This window comes from Marichromatium bheemlicum (assembly GCF_012276755.1).
GTDB lineage: Bacteria > Pseudomonadota > Gammaproteobacteria > Chromatiales > Chromatiaceae > Marichromatium > Marichromatium bheemlicum.
In genome coordinates, this window is the sequence record NZ_JAAXKX010000002.1 from 201,637 (window position 1) to 218,497 (window position 16,861).

General features: G+C 67.3%; 15 protein-coding genes. 5 read left to right on the forward strand and 10 right to left on the reverse strand.

Annotated elements, in window-relative coordinates:
• Positions 1-72: 72 nt before the first annotated feature.
• Positions 73-2,526, reverse strand: a complete 2,454-nt coding sequence (locus tag HF203_RS02480) for a DNA internalization-related competence protein ComEC/Rec2 (protein ID WP_343043865.1) — start codon at positions 2,524-2,526, stop codon at positions 73-75.
• 96 nt (positions 2,527-2,622) lie between these two features.
• Here HF203_RS02480 and HF203_RS02485 point away from each other — a divergent pair, with 96 nt between their 5' ends.
• Positions 2,623-3,153, forward strand: coding sequence for a DUF2062 domain-containing protein (locus HF203_RS02485; RefSeq protein WP_168666262.1), 531 nt, complete (start codon positions 2,623-2,625; stop codon positions 3,151-3,153).
• On the opposite strand, the gene lolD is transcribed toward HF203_RS02485, so the two are convergent.
• Together lolD and HF203_RS02495 are read right to left on the reverse strand one after the other, a co-directional pair.
• Entirely contained in the window at positions 3,096-3,806 is a 711-nt protein-coding gene (gene lolD, locus HF203_RS02490; RefSeq protein WP_168666264.1) for a lipoprotein-releasing ABC transporter ATP-binding protein LolD, read from the reverse strand. The genes HF203_RS02485 and lolD overlap by 58 nt on opposite strands.
• Entirely contained in the window at positions 3,799-5,049 is a 1,251-nt protein-coding gene (locus tag HF203_RS02495) for a lipoprotein-releasing ABC transporter permease subunit (protein WP_168666266.1), read from the reverse strand. Before HF203_RS02495 ends, lolD begins: the two co-directional genes overlap by 8 nt.
• 520 nt (positions 5,050-5,569) lie before the next feature.
• Here HF203_RS02495 and HF203_RS02500 point away from each other — a divergent pair.
• Entirely contained in the window at positions 5,570-6,604 is a 1,035-nt protein-coding gene (locus HF203_RS02500; RefSeq protein WP_168666268.1) for an agmatine deiminase family protein, read from the forward strand.
• An 8-nt stretch (positions 6,605-6,612) separates the two neighbouring features.
• On the opposite strand, the gene HF203_RS02505 is transcribed toward HF203_RS02500, so the two are convergent.
• Positions 6,613-7,194, reverse strand: a complete 582-nt coding sequence (locus HF203_RS02505) for a putative molybdenum carrier protein (RefSeq protein WP_168666270.1) — start codon at positions 7,192-7,194, stop codon at positions 6,613-6,615.
• Positions 7,195-7,329: 135 nt separating this feature from the next.
• Between HF203_RS02505 and HF203_RS02510 the strand changes: the two genes are divergently transcribed.
• Positions 7,330-7,719 carry a VOC family protein gene (locus HF203_RS02510; protein ID WP_168666272.1) on the forward strand — a complete coding sequence of 130 codons (390 nt, stop codon included), beginning with the start codon at positions 7,330-7,332 and terminating at the stop codon, positions 7,717-7,719.
• Here HF203_RS02510 and HF203_RS02515 read toward each other — a convergent pair.
• From HF203_RS02515 to cmoA, 3 genes are read right to left on the reverse strand one after another with little or no spacing between them, the layout of a single operon-like run.
• Positions 7,677-8,366 (reverse strand): helix-turn-helix domain-containing protein, encoded by a 690-nt coding sequence (locus HF203_RS02515; protein ID WP_168666274.1) that lies wholly within the window; start codon positions 8,364-8,366, stop codon positions 7,677-7,679. The genes HF203_RS02510 and HF203_RS02515 overlap by 43 nt on opposite strands.
• Before the next feature lie 51 nt (positions 8,367-8,417).
• Positions 8,418-9,398 (reverse strand): tRNA 5-methoxyuridine(34)/uridine 5-oxyacetic acid(34) synthase CmoB, encoded by a 981-nt coding sequence (gene cmoB, locus HF203_RS02520; RefSeq protein ID WP_168666276.1) that lies wholly within the window; start codon positions 9,396-9,398, stop codon positions 8,418-8,420.
• Positions 9,389-10,120, reverse strand: coding sequence for a carboxy-S-adenosyl-L-methionine synthase CmoA (gene cmoA, locus HF203_RS02525; protein WP_168666278.1), 732 nt, complete (start codon positions 10,118-10,120; stop codon positions 9,389-9,391). Before cmoA ends, cmoB begins: the two co-directional genes overlap by 10 nt.
• A gap of 120 nt (positions 10,121-10,240) precedes the next feature.
• Here cmoA and ppk1 point away from each other — a divergent pair, with 120 nt between their 5' ends.
• Positions 10,241-12,472: a polyphosphate kinase 1 gene (gene ppk1 / locus HF203_RS02530; RefSeq protein ID WP_168666280.1), complete on the forward strand. Its 2,232-nt coding sequence runs from the start codon at positions 10,241-10,243 to the stop codon at positions 12,470-12,472.
• Positions 12,473-12,604: 132 nt separating this feature from the next.
• A complete protein-coding gene (locus tag HF203_RS02535) occupies positions 12,605-14,308 on the forward strand; it encodes an FAD-dependent oxidoreductase (protein WP_168666282.1) in 1,704 nt (567 codons plus the stop codon).
• 270 nt (positions 14,309-14,578) lie between these two features.
• Here the strand turns inward: HF203_RS02535 and HF203_RS02540 are convergent, their stop codons facing one another.
• From HF203_RS02540 to pstB, 3 genes are all read right to left on the reverse strand, one after another.
• Entirely contained in the window at positions 14,579-14,866 is a 288-nt protein-coding gene (locus HF203_RS02540; RefSeq protein WP_168666284.1) for an encapsulin-associated ferritin-like protein, read from the reverse strand.
• A gap of 152 nt (positions 14,867-15,018) precedes the next feature.
• Positions 15,019-15,774, reverse strand: a complete 756-nt coding sequence (gene phoU, locus HF203_RS02545) for a phosphate signaling complex protein PhoU (RefSeq protein WP_168666286.1) — start codon at positions 15,772-15,774, stop codon at positions 15,019-15,021.
• 195 nt (positions 15,775-15,969) lie between these two features.
• Positions 15,970-16,836: a phosphate ABC transporter ATP-binding protein PstB gene (pstB, locus tag HF203_RS02550; protein WP_168666288.1), complete on the reverse strand. Its 867-nt coding sequence runs from the start codon at positions 16,834-16,836 to the stop codon at positions 15,970-15,972.
• Positions 16,837-16,861: the final 25 nt, after the last annotated feature.

Consider the following 16,861-nt stretch of genomic DNA (forward strand, 5'->3'; position numbering starts at 1 on the left):
TGTTGAGGCGCGATCACGAATCACTGGAAGCGCAACACTCCCTTCCCTTGGCGCTCTTTGAGTCTTTGCGGTTCAATCCGTCCGGCTGATGGTTGGCGTTCGCTCCCGACAGGTCGGCGCGGTAAGCGGGGCCGGCAGCGGCACGAACCAGGCCGCAAGGGTGCGGGCGCGACCGCAGGCCCAGGGGCAGCGCGGTGCGCAACCGGCGTCGGGGCGGTGGCGCCAAAGCCGGTCATGGCGGGCACGCCAGCCGGGCTCGAGCGCCACCCCCTCGGCTTCGAGACGCAGCCTCAGCGCGCCCTCGTGCGCCGTCCCGCGCGTCTCGATGTCACGCGCGATGAGCCGCGCGCACACCACCTCGGCGGGGAAGCCGTAGTGATTGGCATAGCCCGATGCGACCAGCGCCAGCTCGGGGGCAACCGCCTCGAGCAGCGTCGCGCTCGACGAGCTGGCACTACCGTGATGGGCAAGCACCAGGACGGTGCTGCGCAGGGCCGCGCCATGGCGCTCGACGAGCTGGCGCTCGACCGCAGCGCCGATGTCGCCGGTGAGCAGCACCGAGACATCCCCGACCTCGATGCGCAACACACAGGAGGCGTCGTTGCCCGAACCACCTCCGGTCACCGGGTGCAGGAAGCGAAAGCGCACCCCCGACCACACCCAGCCCTCCCCGGCCCGACAGCGCCCGACGCCGTCGAGGCCGAGCGCTGCCGGCTCGCCCGAATCGATACGCCTGACCTCCACGCCACGGCGCAGCCCCACGAGCCCGCCGGCATGATCACGATCGGCATGGCTGACCACCAGTCGATCGACCCGCTCAACGCCCTGGGCGCGCAACAGCGGCACCAGCACCGCGCTGCCGGTCTCGAAGCCACTGGCGAAACCTGGACCGGTGTCATAGACCAGGGTGTGCTCATGGGTGCGTGCCACCACCGCCAGTCCCTGACCGACATCGACCAAGGTCAACCACAAGGCCCCCGATGGGGGCGACAGCGGGCGCACCAGCACCAGCGCCGCCAGCCCCACCAGGCCCAGCCAGCGCCCCGGAAGCCCACGCGGGGCGAGCAACAGCGCGACCCCTAAGATCGCGGCCAACCACACCCAGGACGGGCGCGACGCCAGCGTAACGGCCGACCACGGCTGGTCGGCGACCCAGCCAAGGCCGACGAGCCCCTGCTCGAGCAGCCAGGCAACGGCGCGCAACGGCGCCTCCAGCCCGGGCAGCAGACTCAGCACCGCGGCGACCAGCAACAACGGCAACAGCAGCGAGAACAGCGGCACCGCCACCAGGTTGACCAGGGGCGCGACCAGCGAGGCGCGGGCGAACAGCAGCAACAGCAGCGGCAACAGCCCGATGCTCACCGCCCACTGCACCTGCCCCCAACGTCGCCACGGCGTGCGGCTCGGTAACCGCCCGGCAAGCGCCAGCAGGATCGCCGCGACCGCGCCAAAGGAGAGCCAGAAACCGACACCGAGCGGAGCCAGCGGGTCGAGCGCCACCACCCCGGCGAGTGCCAGCACGAACCCCTGCCAGGGACGCAGCACCCGCAACCAGAACAAGGCACCGAGTACCACCGCGATCATGATCAGCGCGCGCTGGGTCGAGATCGCGAAACCGGCGAGGCCCGCATACCCCAGCGCCGCACCTGTCGCCATCACGGCACCCGCGCGAGGCGCGGCCAACCACAAGGTCAGGCGACGACTGCGCGACCACAACCATCGCCCCAACGCAAAGACCGCACCCGCGATCACCGCGACATGCAACCCGGAGATCGCCAGCAGGTGGTTGGTGCCGGTGCGGGTGAGTATCTCCCAGTCACGCGAGGTCAGCGCATCGCGCACCCCCAGGGTGAGCGCCTGCACCGCACCCAGCGCCGGGGCGTCACCGAGCACGGTGGCGAGATGATCGCCAAGGCGCTGACGCAACCGTGCCAACCAGTAGCCTCCAGGACCGGGATCGAGCAGCTGCGCGGGCTCCCCGGCACGGAGGTTTCCGGTCGCCACCACCTGGCGCACGAACAACCAGCGCTCGTAGTCGAAGCCGCCTGGATTGGCATAGCCGTGCACCGGTTTGAGCCGTACCGGCAGCCGCCAGCGCTCACCGGGATGCAGCACCGGGGCGTCGCGATACCAGGACAACCGGACCCGCCCGGTAAAGGCGATCGTCTCACCGCCATGGCGGGCGTGCTCGACCCGGAACAGAAAACGGGTGGCCTGGCCCCGCCGCACCGGTCGTGTCTCGATGCGCCCCTCGACCACCAGAGGCACCCGCGCCAGCGTGTCGGGGAAGGGATGACAAACCAGGGCGGCCAGCGACCACCACGACCAACATACCCCGAGCAGTGCCGCGCCCGCCATCCTCACAGACCGACGCCGCCACCCCGGCAGCAGCACGAGCGCGCTCGCCACCAACCACCCCGGCGGCGGCAGCACCGGCAACACCAGCACCCCCACGACACCGAGGACGAAGGCGAGCGCCGCGCCGATCAGCACCTGCGGACCGCAGTCCTGACCCGGGCGGCGCACCGCACACCAGCACCGCGACCTGGCCTATACTTGCCGCCTGCCTCGACAGTTGAGACCAGGCGGACTCTCCGCGTGAAGAAATCGCTGAAACGGGTCATGCCAGACCCCCGGGTGATCCTGGAAAATCGGCAGCTCGGTATCTTCGGAAAGCTACTCCAGGATCCCAACCTCTGGCACCTCAACCGACATTCGGTCTCGGGTGCGGTCGCGGTCGGTCTGTTCGTGATGTACCTACCACCGCTCGGTCATCTGTTCATGGCCACGGGGCTGGCGATCGTGCTCCGCGTCAATCTGCCGATCTCAGTGACCCTGATCTGGATCTCCAACCCGATCACCATCCCGCCGATGTTCTACGGTGCCTACGCGCTCGGTTGCTGGATGACCGACCAGCCCGTGGTCGGGTTCGACATGCACTTCTGGATCGACTGGCACAATTGGCTGGCAGTCCTCGCGCCACTCCTGCTCGGCTCACTGGTCTGCGCCACGCTGTGCGCAGTGGTCGGCTATCTCATCATCCAGATGCTCTGGCGCTGGCTGCTGATGCGCGAGATCCAGCGCCGGCGGGAGCGCTACCGGGCGCTGTCCTCGACCGTCACCAGCACCCCCTCGTCGAGCCGCCAGCGCTGATCCATGCGTGCCGCCAGCTCCAGGTCGTGGGTGACGATCACCAACGCGGTACCGATATCGCGGTTGAGTTCGAGCATCAGCTCGTAGACACCAGCAGCGGTGTTGCGATCGAGGTTACCGGTCGGCTCGTCGGCGAGTAGACAATCGGGTTCGGTGACCAGGGCGCGGGCCACTGCCGCGCGCTGACGCTCGCCGCCGGAGAGTTCGGCAGGGCGGTGAGCACCGCGATGCGCCAGCCCGACCTGAGCGAGCAGGTTGAGCGCGCGCTCACGCGCCAGCCGCGGACGCATGCCGCCGATCAGCAGCGGCATCGCCACGTTCTCGAGTGCGGTGAACTCGGGCAGCAGGTGGTGGAACTGGTAGACGAAGCCGAGATGACGGTTGCGCAACCGCCCGACCCGCGCCTCGGAGAGCCCGACGATGTCCTGGCCGCGCCAGCACACCTGCCCACCACTCGGCCGGTCGAGACCACCGAGACAGTGCAGCAGGGTACTCTTACCCGAACCCGAGGCACCGACGATCGCCACCCGTTCGCCGGCGCCGACACGGAAATCCACCCCGCGCAGCACCCCGACCTCGGTCGGCCCCTGGCAGAAAGTCTTGACCAGATCGACGGTCTCGAGCACCGCGCCCGGCGCCTTCGCATCATTCATACCGCAGCGCCTCCGCCGGATCGGTCCGCGCCGCGCGCCAGGCCGGATAGAGGGTGGCCAGCACCGACATCGCGAAGGCCGCACCACCCACCCGCAACACATCGATCCACTGCACATCCGAGGGCAATGTGCTGATGTAGTAGATCGAGGGATCGAGGAAATGCACCCCGAACATGCCTTCGATCCAGGCCACGACGGGTTCGACGTTGAGCGCCAGCACCACCCCGGCGACCACCCCCACCAGGGTACCGATCAGCCCGATCGCCGTCCCCTGGACCATGAACACCCCCATCACCCGTGCAGGTGAGGCACCGAGGGTCCGCAACACCGCGATGTCGGACTGCTTGTCGGTGACCACCATCACCAGGGTCGAGACGATGTTGAAGGCGGCCACGGCGACGATTAGGAAGAGGATGATGCTCATCATCCGCTTCTCCATCGCCAACGCACTGAAGAAGTTGCTGTGCACCTGGGTCCAGTCGAGCACCCGGTAGGCGCCGCCGAGATCATAGGCGATCTCACGCGCCAGCTGCGGTGCAGCCCACATGTCGGTGAGCTTGAGCCGCACCCCGGAGACGTTATCGCCGTATCCGAGCAGCCGCGCCCCGTCACGCATGTGGATGAAGGCGGCGTTGCGGTCGTAGTCGGCCATCCCCACCGAGAACACCCCGCTCACCGTGAAGCGCTTGAGTCGCGGCATCACCCCGGCCGGGGTAGCGCTCACCTGCGGCGTGACCACGGTGACCTTGTCGCCCGGCGCAACCCCCAGGTAACCGGCGAGATCGCGACCGAGGACGATGTTGAACGCACCGTCGACGAGGTCGTCGACCGAGCCTGAGACCATGTCGCGACGCAGCTCGGCGACCTGATCCTCCTCACGCGGCAGGATCCCCCGCACCATCGCCCCACTCACCCGCGAGCCGTTGGCGAGCATCCCCTGGACCTCGACGAAGGGCGCCGCACCAACCACCTCGGGATGCCTGCGCACCTGTTCGAGTACGCCGTTCCAGTCGCTCAAGCCGCCTCTGAAGGGATCACTCAGGGTGGCGTGCGAGGCCATGCTGAGGATGCGCTGCTGGATCTCCTTGTGGAAGCCATTCATCACCGACAGCACCACGATCAGGGCGACGATGCCGAGCGCGATGCCAGCCATCGAGATCCCCGAGATGAAGGAGATGAAGTGGTTGCGCCGACGCGCACGCGTGTAGCGCAGACCGATGTAGAGTGACAGGGGATGGAACATGGGGATGGATTAAACCACAAAGTCCGCGACGACGTAGGAACAGCAGCGGCCAGCGGCCAGCGGCCAGCGGCCAGCGGCCAGCGGCCAGCGGCCAGCGGCCAGCGGCCAGCGGCCAGCGGCCAGCGGCCAGGAGATTGAACCGCAAAGCCGCAAAGGACGCAAAGGAGAGAAGAGCTTCCAGCCACCAGCCTCCAGCCGCCAGTGGCTGCCTGTCTTTGAATGTTGGCCGGAAACGCACGCCAACCGGTCGCTGACAGCGAATGGGGAGTGGCGCTATCGTCGACGCCGACCATCCACTGGTGGCTGGCCGCTGATGGCTGGCAGCTTGAATCCCTTCGCGCCCTTTGGGCCTTTGCGGTTCAAACTTCCTGACGGCTGGCGCGCCGGGATTTACAAGCGGGCGTCGAATCCACACAATCTTTGCAAACATCGGCCGCACCGGATCACGTGCCACAGCGGCCCTCTCGCCCGTCGCCGGGAGTGCGCGACGCGGCATCGCTGAACAGCCGAGACACCGACCATGCGCCGACTGCCTGCTGAATGGGAACCCCAGAGCGGGGTCATGCTCACCTGGCCTCATGACGAGACCGATTGGGTGGATCAACTCGCGGCGGTCGAGACGCTCTATGCCGAGCTTGCGGCGCGGATCAGCGCCTTCGAGCCAGTACTGATCGTCTGTCGCGACCCGGCGCACGCCACCGCCGTCCACGCCCGCTGCGAACAGGCCGGTGCCGCGACCGAGCGCCTGCGCCTGGCCACCGCACCGAGCAACGACACCTGGGCTCGCGATCATGGGCCAATCACCGTACTCACCGGGCGTGGTCGACCGCTACTGCTCGATTTTCGTTTCAACGGCTGGGGCGGTAAATACCCCGCCGGGCTCGACAACCGCATCACCCGCGCGGTCGCCGACCAGGGCACCTTCGGCGATTGTGAGTTGGAGATGTGCGAACTGGTGGTCGAGGGTGGCGCGCTCGAGACCGACGGTCAGGGTACCCTGCTCGCCGTCAGCCGCACCCTGCTCGACCCCCACCGCAACCCCGACCACCAATGCGCCGACATCGAGCAGGCGCTCGCCATTCGGCTCGGCATCCGTCATTTCCTCTGGCTCGAGCACGGCGCAATCAGCGGCGACGACACCGACGGCCATATCGACACCCTGGTGCGCTTCTGCACCCCCGACACCCTTTGCTACACCCGCAGCAGCGATCCCGACGATATCGATCATCGCGAACTGGCCGCCATGGAACGTGAACTCCAGGCACTGCGCGACCCCGAGGGCCGCCCCTACCGGCTGGTAGCACTACCGAGCCCGCGCCCGGTCTATGACGAGGACGACGAGCGGCTACCCGCCGGCTATGCCAACTTCCTGGTGATCAACGGTGCGGTCTTGGTCCCGGTCTACGACGATCCGGCCGATGCCGAGGCGCTGACCGTGCTCGGCGAGTGCTTCCCCGACCGCGAGGTGATCCCCATCGACGCCCGCCCGCTGATCCGCCAAGGCGGTAGCCTGCACTGCATCACCATGCAGCTCCCGGAGGGCGTGCTCGACTGAGCACGCGATCAGTCTGCGCCGTGGTGCGCACGGCGCGTTCGCCAAGCGTCGAACAGGGTCGTGAACCAGACCCGGGCCTCATCCTGGATGCCGGGCGCGCCGGATTCACGCGGACCGGCACAGTTGAGCACCCGCACCCCCTCGGCCACCAGCCAGTCGAGCACCGGCGCAATCGCTGGCTCGCCCTCCAGATCACGAACCAGCACCGCCCTGCCCTGCTCGCGCGCCAGCCGCAGCGTCAGCGCGGTGCCACCGCTCGGCACGCCTCGACAGAGGATCAGGGTGGCATCGCTGTCGCGCACGTTCCAGGCGGTGCGCTCGGGATAATCCGCGCTCGGGGTCTCGCGCAGCGGATAGCGCGCGGCGATCACGCCGTCCTCGGCACGCCGCCCGCGCGGACACCAGCCCCCGCACCTCAGCCCCAGCGCTAGCGCGGCATCGAGCGCGGCGCGATCGACCCCGCTCTGGCCACCAGAGACCACCCAGGGCGCGGCGGCGAGCGCCTGGACCAACTCGCGATCGCGCCGCGCGAAATAGCTGTCCTCCTCGCCCTGCTCCTTGCGCCTGAGTTGTTCGGGGAAACGGCTCATCGACACCACCTCATCGGGAACACATCAAGGACTCGCGCCGAGTGTCGACAGGGCACCTTGGCGCGTTCGTTCAAGCCTGGACACCCCACCCGGTGATCCACTGACCGCTCCATCGTCACCAGGGAGATCGACATCATGCGCTTCGCATACACCATCTTCTACGTCGAGGACGTCGCCCGCAGCCTCGCCTTCTTCCACGACGCCTTCGGATTCAGCACCGGCTTCGTCGACGAGAGCGGCGACTATGGCGAACTCGACACCGGCGAAACCCGGCTCGCCTTCTCCTCGCGAACCCTGATGCGTCAGCTCGGCAAGAAACCGGGCATCCCGGAGCCGAACGCACCGGTGTTCGAGATTGCCATCGAGACCACAGACGTCGCCGCAGCCCTGGAGCGAGCGCAGACCGCCGGGGCCGTGGTGGTCCAGCAGGTGCAAGAGGAATCCTGGGGACAGACGACGGCCTATGTCCGAACCCCCGACGGCTATCTGGTCGAACTCTGCTCGCCGATCGCCATGCCATCGTAGCCCGGTTGCCCGAGTTGCCAACGCAGCTCGGGGTCCCGCACCAGCCGTGCCGGCGAGAGCCCGAACCAGCGACGGCACGCCCGGCTCAGGTGCGCTTGATCGGCGAACCCGGCGCACAACGCCACTTCGGCCAGCGGTCGCTCGCCGTCGAGCATCCGTCCGGCACGGCGGATCCGCGCGAGCTGATGCCAGAAGAGCGGCGGGCGGCCACTGCGCCCGCCGACGAGCCGCTGCAGGCTGCGCAGGCTCAGCCCACACTGCCGTGCGCTCTGGGCGAGCGGGCGTGGCGCATCGGCGAGACCGGCGAGCGCCTCAGCGAGTACGGGATCGCGGCACGCATGCGCCGCGAGCACCGTCTCCACCGCTACGCGGTCGGCGGGGTCGCACCCGGCCACCGCGCCGAGCAAGGCACCCTGATCGAGCCGGGCATCGGGATACAGCCGATAGCCGACCATCCGCGTCTCGGGGCACGCCAGGCGCGGCTGGTGCACGTGATCGAACAGCGGCGTGATCATCCAGCACGGCGCAACCCCCCGCGCCTGGACACAGATCAGATCGCGACACCCGTCCGGCAGCACCGGCACCGGGATACGGTGCGGCTCGAAGTCATGGCTCCAGCACGCGATCACCACCTCCGGGATCGACATCTTCACCCTCCATGAGGCATCGACGGCTCCACCGAACCGGGGGCCGCATCGTCACCCAGCCCGGCGCGCCACCAGTACCGCGCGCACCGGCGCCGGGTGTCCTTCCTTCGTCAGGCGAGGGTCGTCCGGGTCGAGTTGGTCCGGGAGCGACTGGAAGTGCATCCAGTCGGTGGCGCGCTGCTCCTCGATCGTGGTCGGGCTGACGTCGGCGACTCGGATGTGGTCGAAGCCACAGCGCGCCACCCACACCCGCAGCGCGGCCACGGTGGGGATGAACCAGACGTTGCGCATCGCCGCATAGCGCCCCGGCGGCACCAACACCCGTTGATCGCCGCCCTCCAGCACCAAGGTCTCGAGCACCAGCTCGCCGCCCGGACGCAGCAACCGGCGCAGGTCAGCGAGATGGTCGATCGGCGAGCGGCGATGATAGAGCACCCCCATCGAGAACACGGTATCGAAGCCGGTCAGGTGTGTCGGCAGGTGTTCGATACCGAGCGGCAGCACGCTCAACCGATCCGTGCCGAGATAGCGGTTGATCGCCTGGAACTGCATCACGAACAGCTGCGTCGGGTCGATCCCCAGCACCAACCGAGCACCGGCGCCGAGCATCCGCCAGCCGTGATAGCCATTCCCGCAACCGACATCGAGCACCAAGCGATCACTGAGCGGGGCGATGGCTTCGCGCAGCCGTTCCCACTTCCAGTCCGAGCGCCATTCGGTGTCGAGGTGCAGCCCGTGCAGGCAGTAAGGCCCCTTGCGCCAGGGATGGAAGGCCATCAGCGTCTCGCGCAACACTCCGTGCTGCTCGGGCGTGAGGGTGGCGCCGGCGAGCCCGACACACGGGGCATCGAGCATGACCTCGCCCGACGGTAGCTCGGGTAGTCGCGACAGCGCCGCCTCCCAGTGCGGCAGATCACCGTGCGCGCCGGCGCCGAGACGCTGCGCCACCCGCTCGGCCAGCGCGGTGCGCCAAGGCGCCAGCGGGGTTCCGGCGAGATGATCGAGGAAGGGGGCGAAGGGGATCAGGTCCATGCGGCCCAGGCGACGAAGTTGAGATGTTGATAGAGTCGGGTGACACGGGTGAAACCGACCTCGCGCAGCCGTTGCTCATGGGCCGCGGCCGGTTCCGGGACCAGCACCCGCTCGAGCGCGGCACGCTTGCCGGCGATCGCCAGCTCACTGTAGCCGTTGGCGCGCTTGAAGTCCTCGTGCAATGCGGTGACCAGGGCCGCCTCGGCGGCATCGTCGAAGCGCACCTTCTCGGCCAGCACCAGCACCCCGCCCGGGACCATCCCGTCCCGGATACGGGCGAGCAGCCCGGCGCGCGCTTGCGGTGGTAGGAACTGCAGGGTGAGATTGAGCGCCACCACCGAGGCGTCAGCGACCTCGACCTCACGCACGTCGGCACAGCACACCCTGACCCGCTCGCCCCCGGGCACCTCGGCGAGCCGGCGCGCGAGTCCGTCGACCATCGCCCGGGCATTGTCGACGGCGACGATCCCGACCCCGGAGGGGGTGCGGGCAAGCATCGCCAGACTGACCGCGCCGAGCGAACAGCCGAGGTCGTAGCAACGGGTTCCGGGCCGCGCCACGCGCCGCGCCACCAGCCCGCAGAGCGCAACCAGATCGGCATAGCCGGGCACCGAGCGGCGTACCATGTCGGGGAAGACACGGGCGACGTCGGCATTGAATTCGAAGGGCGCGACCGGCATCTCTGCGCGGTCGAAGAGGTCATCGGGATCGCTGTGCTGCATGGCGCGATTGTATACCCGAACGTCGCCCCAAGGGGGCCGTCACCCAACGGTCATGGGCTTTCGGGATAAAATGGAGGATTAGACTTTGATGATTCACGCCGCATCGCCAGGGAACATGCAATGAGCACCAGCGCAGATCCGCAGGCCGTCGAGGCCGAGATCCCGATCGAGACGGTCGGCGAGCCCCAGCCCCCGGTCCACGAAGAGATCGACCTCGACGCCCCCAGCCTCTATCTCAACCGCGAGTTCACCTGGCTGTCGTTCAACCGTCGGGTACTGCACGAGGCCGAGGACCCGCGCACCCCGCTGCTCGAGCGCGTCAAGTTCCTGGCGATCGCCAGCAACAACCTCGACGAGTTCTTCATGAAACGCATCGGCGGACTCAAGCAGCAGATCGCCGCCGGGGTCCATACCCCAAGCGTCGACGGCCGCACCCCGAGCGAGCAGCTACAGGAGTGCCAAGCGGCGGTGCGCGCCTTTCAGGGAGATCTCAAGCGCATCTACGACACCCTGATGACGGAGCTGGCCGAGCGCGACATCCACATCGTCCGCCACGATGCCCTCACCGAGGACACCCGCGCCCGGCTGCGCGAGCACTTCCGCGCCAATATCTTCCCGATGCTCACGCCCCTGGCGGTGGACCCGGCGCACCCCTTCCCGTTCATCTCCAACCTCACCCTCAACCTGTTGGTGACGCTACGCTTCCCCGGTGGCAGTGAGGTCTACATGGCGCGGGTCAAGGTGCCGGTGAACAAGGACGTCTCCAAGCGGCTGATCGCAATCGACGCCAGCACCACCTTCGTCACCCTCGAGGACCTCATCGTCAACAACCTCGACATGCTCTTCCCGGGCATGGAGATCGACTCCTGCGCGCTGTTCCGGATCACCCGCAACGCCATCGTCGAGCCCGACGCCGAGGCCGCCAACGATCTGCTGGAGATGATCGAGACCGAGCTGCGCGAGCGCCATTTCGCCCCTATCGTTCGCCTCGAGATCGAGCCCGGGATGCAGCCGATCCAGCGCGGCATGCTCGCCGCCGAGCTGGGGCTCGACGAGGTCGCCGACGTCTTCGAGATCGAGGGCATGATGGCGCTGCGCGATCTCTTCGAGCTCGCCGGGCTCGACCGTCCCGAACTCCACGACCGCCCGCACCGCCCGGTCGATCACCCGCTGCTCGCCAACGACCGGCGCAACATCTTCCACATCATCCGCGAGAACGGGCCGATCCTGCTCCAACACCCCTATCAGCCCTTCAGTACCTCGGTCGAGCGTTTCCTGCGCACCGCCGCCGAGGACCCCAAGGTGCTGGCGATCAAGATGACGCTCTATCGCACCTCTGCCGGGGCCATCCTCGACTCGCTGATCAAGGCCGCGCGCAATGGCAAGCAGGTCGCGGTGTTGGTCGAGCTCAAGGCGCGCTTCGATGAGGCGGCCAACATTCAATGGGCGCGCCGACTCGAAGGCGAAGGCATCCACGTCAACTACGGGGTCATGGGTCTCAAGACCCACAGCAAGCTGATCTTCGTGGTCCGCCGCGACTACTCGCAGCTGCGTCGCTACTACCATATCGGCACCGGCAACTATCACCCCGGCACCGCCAAGCTCTATACCGACCTCGGCATGCTCGGCTGCGACGAGGAGATCGGCCAGGACCTCACCGAGCTGTTCAACTATCTCACCGGCTATTCGCCCCCGCCGAGCTACCGCAAGATCCTCGCCGCGCCCTATACCCTCAAGCGCGTCATCATCGACAAGATCAACCGCGAGATCCGCCACCACCAGCGTGCCGGCAACGGCCTGATCCAGATGAAGATGAATGCGCTGGAGGACCCTGAGGTCACCCGCGCGCTCTACAAGGCCAGTCGCGCCGGGGTACAGGTCGACCTGATCATCCGCGACACCTGCCGCTTCCGCCCCGGGCTGCCAGGCATCAGCGAGCGCGCACGGGTGGTGTCGATCGTCGGGCGCTTCCTCGAACACGCACGCATCATCTACTTCCACAACGACGGCGAGGAGGAGTACTTCATCGGCTCGGCCGACATGATGCGCCGCAACCTCGACAGCCGGGTCGAGGTCCATGCCCCGGTCGACAATCCCGAGCTGCGCCAGGAGCTACGACTGATCCTCGACGTCCAGCTCGCCGACTCGCGGGCGGCCTGGGACATGGACGCCAACGGCAACTACACCCAGCGCACGCCCCCCGACGACAACACCAAGGGGGCGCAGGAGATCCTCGCCGGGGTCGCCGAGAAACGCCTCGCCGCCGCCGCCAAGCACAAGGAGAAGAAGGTGCGCTCACGTCTACTGAGCCACTTCCAGTGGCGACTCAGGGACAAGAATCTGATGACCTGAGTCAGCCCACCATCGGGTCGTCGGGAACCGATTGCGATTCGTCACGTCGATCCCGATGACCCGCGGGCACACTGCCCCGCCTCTCGCGCCCCGGCGTGATCAGTTCCACCCTACCTTCCGAAGGATCCGACAATGTCCTCGCAACCGCTCAAGATCGTGGTCATCGGTGGCTCGGCCGCCGGCCCCAAGGCCGCGGCCAAGGCCCGCCGTCTCGACGAGCACGCATCCATCACCCTGATCCAGAAGGAGGCCGACCTGTCGATGGCCTCCTGTGGCTTCCCCTACTACGTCGGCGGGGTCTTCGACGACCGCAGCCAGCTCATCTGCACCCCGGCGGGCATCGTCCGCGACCCCAACTTCTTCCAGAAGGCCAAGGCGATCGAGGCACTGGTCGAGACCGAGGCGACGCACATCGACCGTACCGCCAAGACCGTCACCTGCACCCACCTGCCGAGCGGCGAGAGCCGCACCCTCCCCTACGACCGGCTGGTGATCGCCACCGGCGCCACCCCGCTGCGCCCACCGGTGCCGGGCACCGAACTCGACGGCATCCACACCCTGCAGTCGCTCGGTGACGCCGACGCGCTGCGCGCCATCCGGGATGCCGGGAAGGTGCGCAAGGCGGTGATCGTCGGCGGCGGGCTGATCGGCTTCGAGGTCTGCGAAGCGCTGCACCTGGCCGGGATCCAGACCACGGTGATCGAGAAGACCGACTCGATCCTGCCCTTCCTCGATCCTCAGCTCGCCCACCTAGTCGCCAACGAGGTGCGCCGTCAGGGCGCCGACATCATCACCGGCAACGGTGTGGCCGCCTTCCTCGGCGAGGAGGGTAAGCTCGCTGGGGTCAAGCTCGACAACGGCACCGAGCTGCCCTGCGAGCTGGCGGTGGTCGCCGTCGGGGTGCGTCCCAACATCGCCCTGGCCGAGGCCGCCGGGCTGGAGATCGGCGCGCTCGGCGGCATCAAGGTCAACGCGCAGATGCAGACCTCGGACCCCGACATCTATGCCGCCGGCGACTGTGTCGAGTGCCGCTCGTTGATCACCGGCGAGCAGGTGCGCGCGCCCTACGGCGACCTGGCCAACCTCCAGGGTCGGGTGATCGGCCAAAACCTGATCGAGCCCGACAGCGCCAGCTTCCCTGGCATCACCCATACCGGTATCTGCAAGGTGTTCGACTACACCATCGGCTTCACCGGGCTCAACGCGGCACAGGCCCGCGCCAGTGGTATCACCGACATCGAGACGGTGACCATCTCCGGGCTCGACATCCCCGGTTACATGGGCGGCAAGGTGCTGATCAGCCAGATGGTGGCCGAGCGCACCACTGGACGCATCATTGGCTTCCAGTGCATCGGCCCGGGGGATGCCAGCAAGCGCGTGGCAACGGTGGCGATGGCCATCCGCGGCGGACTCGGCATCGAGGAGCTGACCAACGCCGACCTGCCCTACGCCCCGCCCTACTCGCTCGCGCTCGATCACGTGATCGTCTCGGCACACGTGCTCGAGAACAAGCTCAAGGGGCTCATGCAGGGGCTCTCGGCCGCCGAGCTCAAGCAGCGCGTCGACAGCGGCGCCGAGTGCTTCATCATCGACACCCGCACCCCGCAGGAGTACGAGGAGGAGCGTCTCGGCATCGGCGAGCACCTGATCCCGGTCGGCGCGCTGCGCTCACGGCTCGACGAGCTGCCTGCGGACAAGTCTCAGGAGATCATCCTCTACTGCAAGGTCTCGATGCGCGGCTACGAGGCCGCCGCGGCGCTCAAGGCCAACGGCTGGACCAACGTCAAGGTGCTCGAGGGTGGCATCCTCGCCTGGCCCTATCCGCGCGAGAAGTAGCGCGCCGCCGTCAGCCGTCAATGGAGGATGAGCGCACGGATGGCGCGCTGACGGCAGTGCTGGCGCCACCGGCAACGGGCGAGCACGGACTCGGCCCGCTTTCGTTCGCGACCTCTTCATGTCGGTGGAGATAGACTCGGGACACGCCCTACGCTAACGCAAGGGCGAATATGAAAACGCCCCTGGCGTGATCGCCAGGGGCGTTTTCGTTTAACCAGTCGGCACCAAGGCTCGCCGGCTCGGTCCTCCCGGCCGACGGCCGGGACCGGGTCAGTGGTGGGCGATCTGCTTCTCGGTGAACAGATAGTCCTTGAGCTCCTTGTCGAAGGTCGGGTCGCGGCGGCGGATCCACTCCATCACCATGGCCGCGTGCTCCTTCTCCTCGTCGCGATTGTGGACGAGGATCGCCCGCAGCTCGTCGTCCTTGCAGGCATCGACACGCTGGTTGTACCAATCGACTGCTTCCAGCTCCTCCATCAACGAGACGATGGCCCGGTGCATATCGCGGGTCTCGTCGGTCATTTCCTCGATGGGCTCGTGATAGCCTTCACTCGACATGGATGCTCCCCTGTGTTCAGGATGAATGCACTGGTCGGACAGCGTACCGACACCGCCGGCACGTCCCGACCCGTACACCATTGTCTGGGTCGACCACGCGAAAAACAATAGTGCCACTGGGGGAACCTGGTGCGCGACACCAGCCAGCACGACTACAAGGTGCGATGCCGCAACGTCTCGATCAGGATCTCACGGTTGCGAAAGCGGACATCTTGTCCCTCGGCGACATAGATCACCTGCTCGGCGATATTGGCGGCATGGTTACCGATGCGCTCGAGCGCATGGGCCGAGGTGAGCACACAGACGGTCTGACGCGCGCTCAATCCCTCTTGTTCGGCATCGCTGAGCAACGCGCGCACCGCGTGCGAGGCCTCGTAGAGTGCCGGCTCACGCTCGAAGATATCGAGCGCAATACGCACATCGAAACGCGCAACCCCGCTGATGCCACGCTCGAACATACAGCAGGCGCACGCATCGAGCGTGCTCAACGCCGCACGCAGCCTCGGGCTGAGCAGGTCCTCACCGCCTCCGAGGGCATCGAGTTCGATCGACTGGCGGGCGATACGCGCGGCCTTGTCACCGGCGCGCTCGACATCGCCGGCAATCTTCGAGAGTGCCAGCACGATGCGTAGATCGATCGCCGTCGGCTGGCGCCGGGCGATCACCCGAAACACCTCCTCGTCGGCATCGAGCGCGAGGAAATCGACCTGCGGTTCACGGTCGAGCACCCGGAAGGCGAGGTTCTCCTCTCGCGAGACCAGCGCCGAGACCGCGGCCTGGATCTGCTCGACCACGTGCTCCCCCATCTCGAGGATGATGCCACGCAGCTTGGCCAATTCCTGATCGTAACGGCTGACGGTATGGCCGCGGGCAAGATCGGTGATGGGCGGGTTGATCGACTCTGTCATCTGCGGCCTCATGATGCTGCGGGCAGGCTGGATCGGCGCGGCGCTCCGCGCCGGACCCCGGCCCTCGATGAATGCCTCCCTGGCCTCCCGGTTCAGCCGAAGCGCCCGGTGATGTCGTCCTCGGTCACACGGTCTGGATCGACACGACGGTCCGCACCGCCCCCCGGCCAGTGGTGAACGCGTTCCCGCCCCCGGTCAACCGAAGCGCCCGGTGATGTAGTCCTCGGTCAAGCGATGCTGCGGGTTGGTGAAGATCTGATTGGTCTCACCGACCTCGACCAGGTCACCGAGGTGGAAGTAGGCGGTACGCTGGGAGACACGCGCGGCCTGCTGCATCGAGTGGGTGACGATGGCGATCGAGTAGTTGGCGCGCAACTCGTCGATCAGCTCCTCGATGATCGCGGTGGCGATGGGATCGAGCGCCGAACAGGGCTCGTCCATCAAGATCACCTCGGGAGAGACGGCGATGGTGCGGGCGATACAGAGGCGTTGCTGTTGACCGCCGGAGAGCCCGGTGCCGGGGGCCTCGAGCCGGTCCTTGACCTCGTCCCACAACCCAGCCTTGCGCAGACTGGTCTCAACCAGGGCGTCGAGTTCGGCCTTACTGGTGGTCAGCCCATGGATGCGCGGCCCGTAGGCGACGTTCTCGTAGATCGACTTGGGGAAGGGGTTGGGCTTCTGGAAGACCATGCCGACGCGGGCACGCAACGGCACCGGATCGAGCGCGCGGTCGTAGATCTCCTCGCCATCGAGCTGGATCGAGCCGCTGACCCGACAACCGTCGATGGTGTCGTTCATGCGATTGAGACAGCGCAGGAAGGTCGACTTACCGCAGCCCGAAGGCCCGATCATCGACAGCACCTCGTTACGACCGAGGTCGAGGTTGACGCCGTGGATGGCACGCTTGTCACCGTACCAGACCTCGATATCGCGACAACGCATGCGCGCATCGGGTACGCTGTAGTCACCAACCGTCTCGCGCGACTCTCGCACCCGCGCCAGCTCGCCCGAGCGCATCGCGGTGGAGGTGCTGCGTTGGATCTCTTCTACCGTGGTAATCATAGGGTCTAGCCTCGGAAGCTCAGGA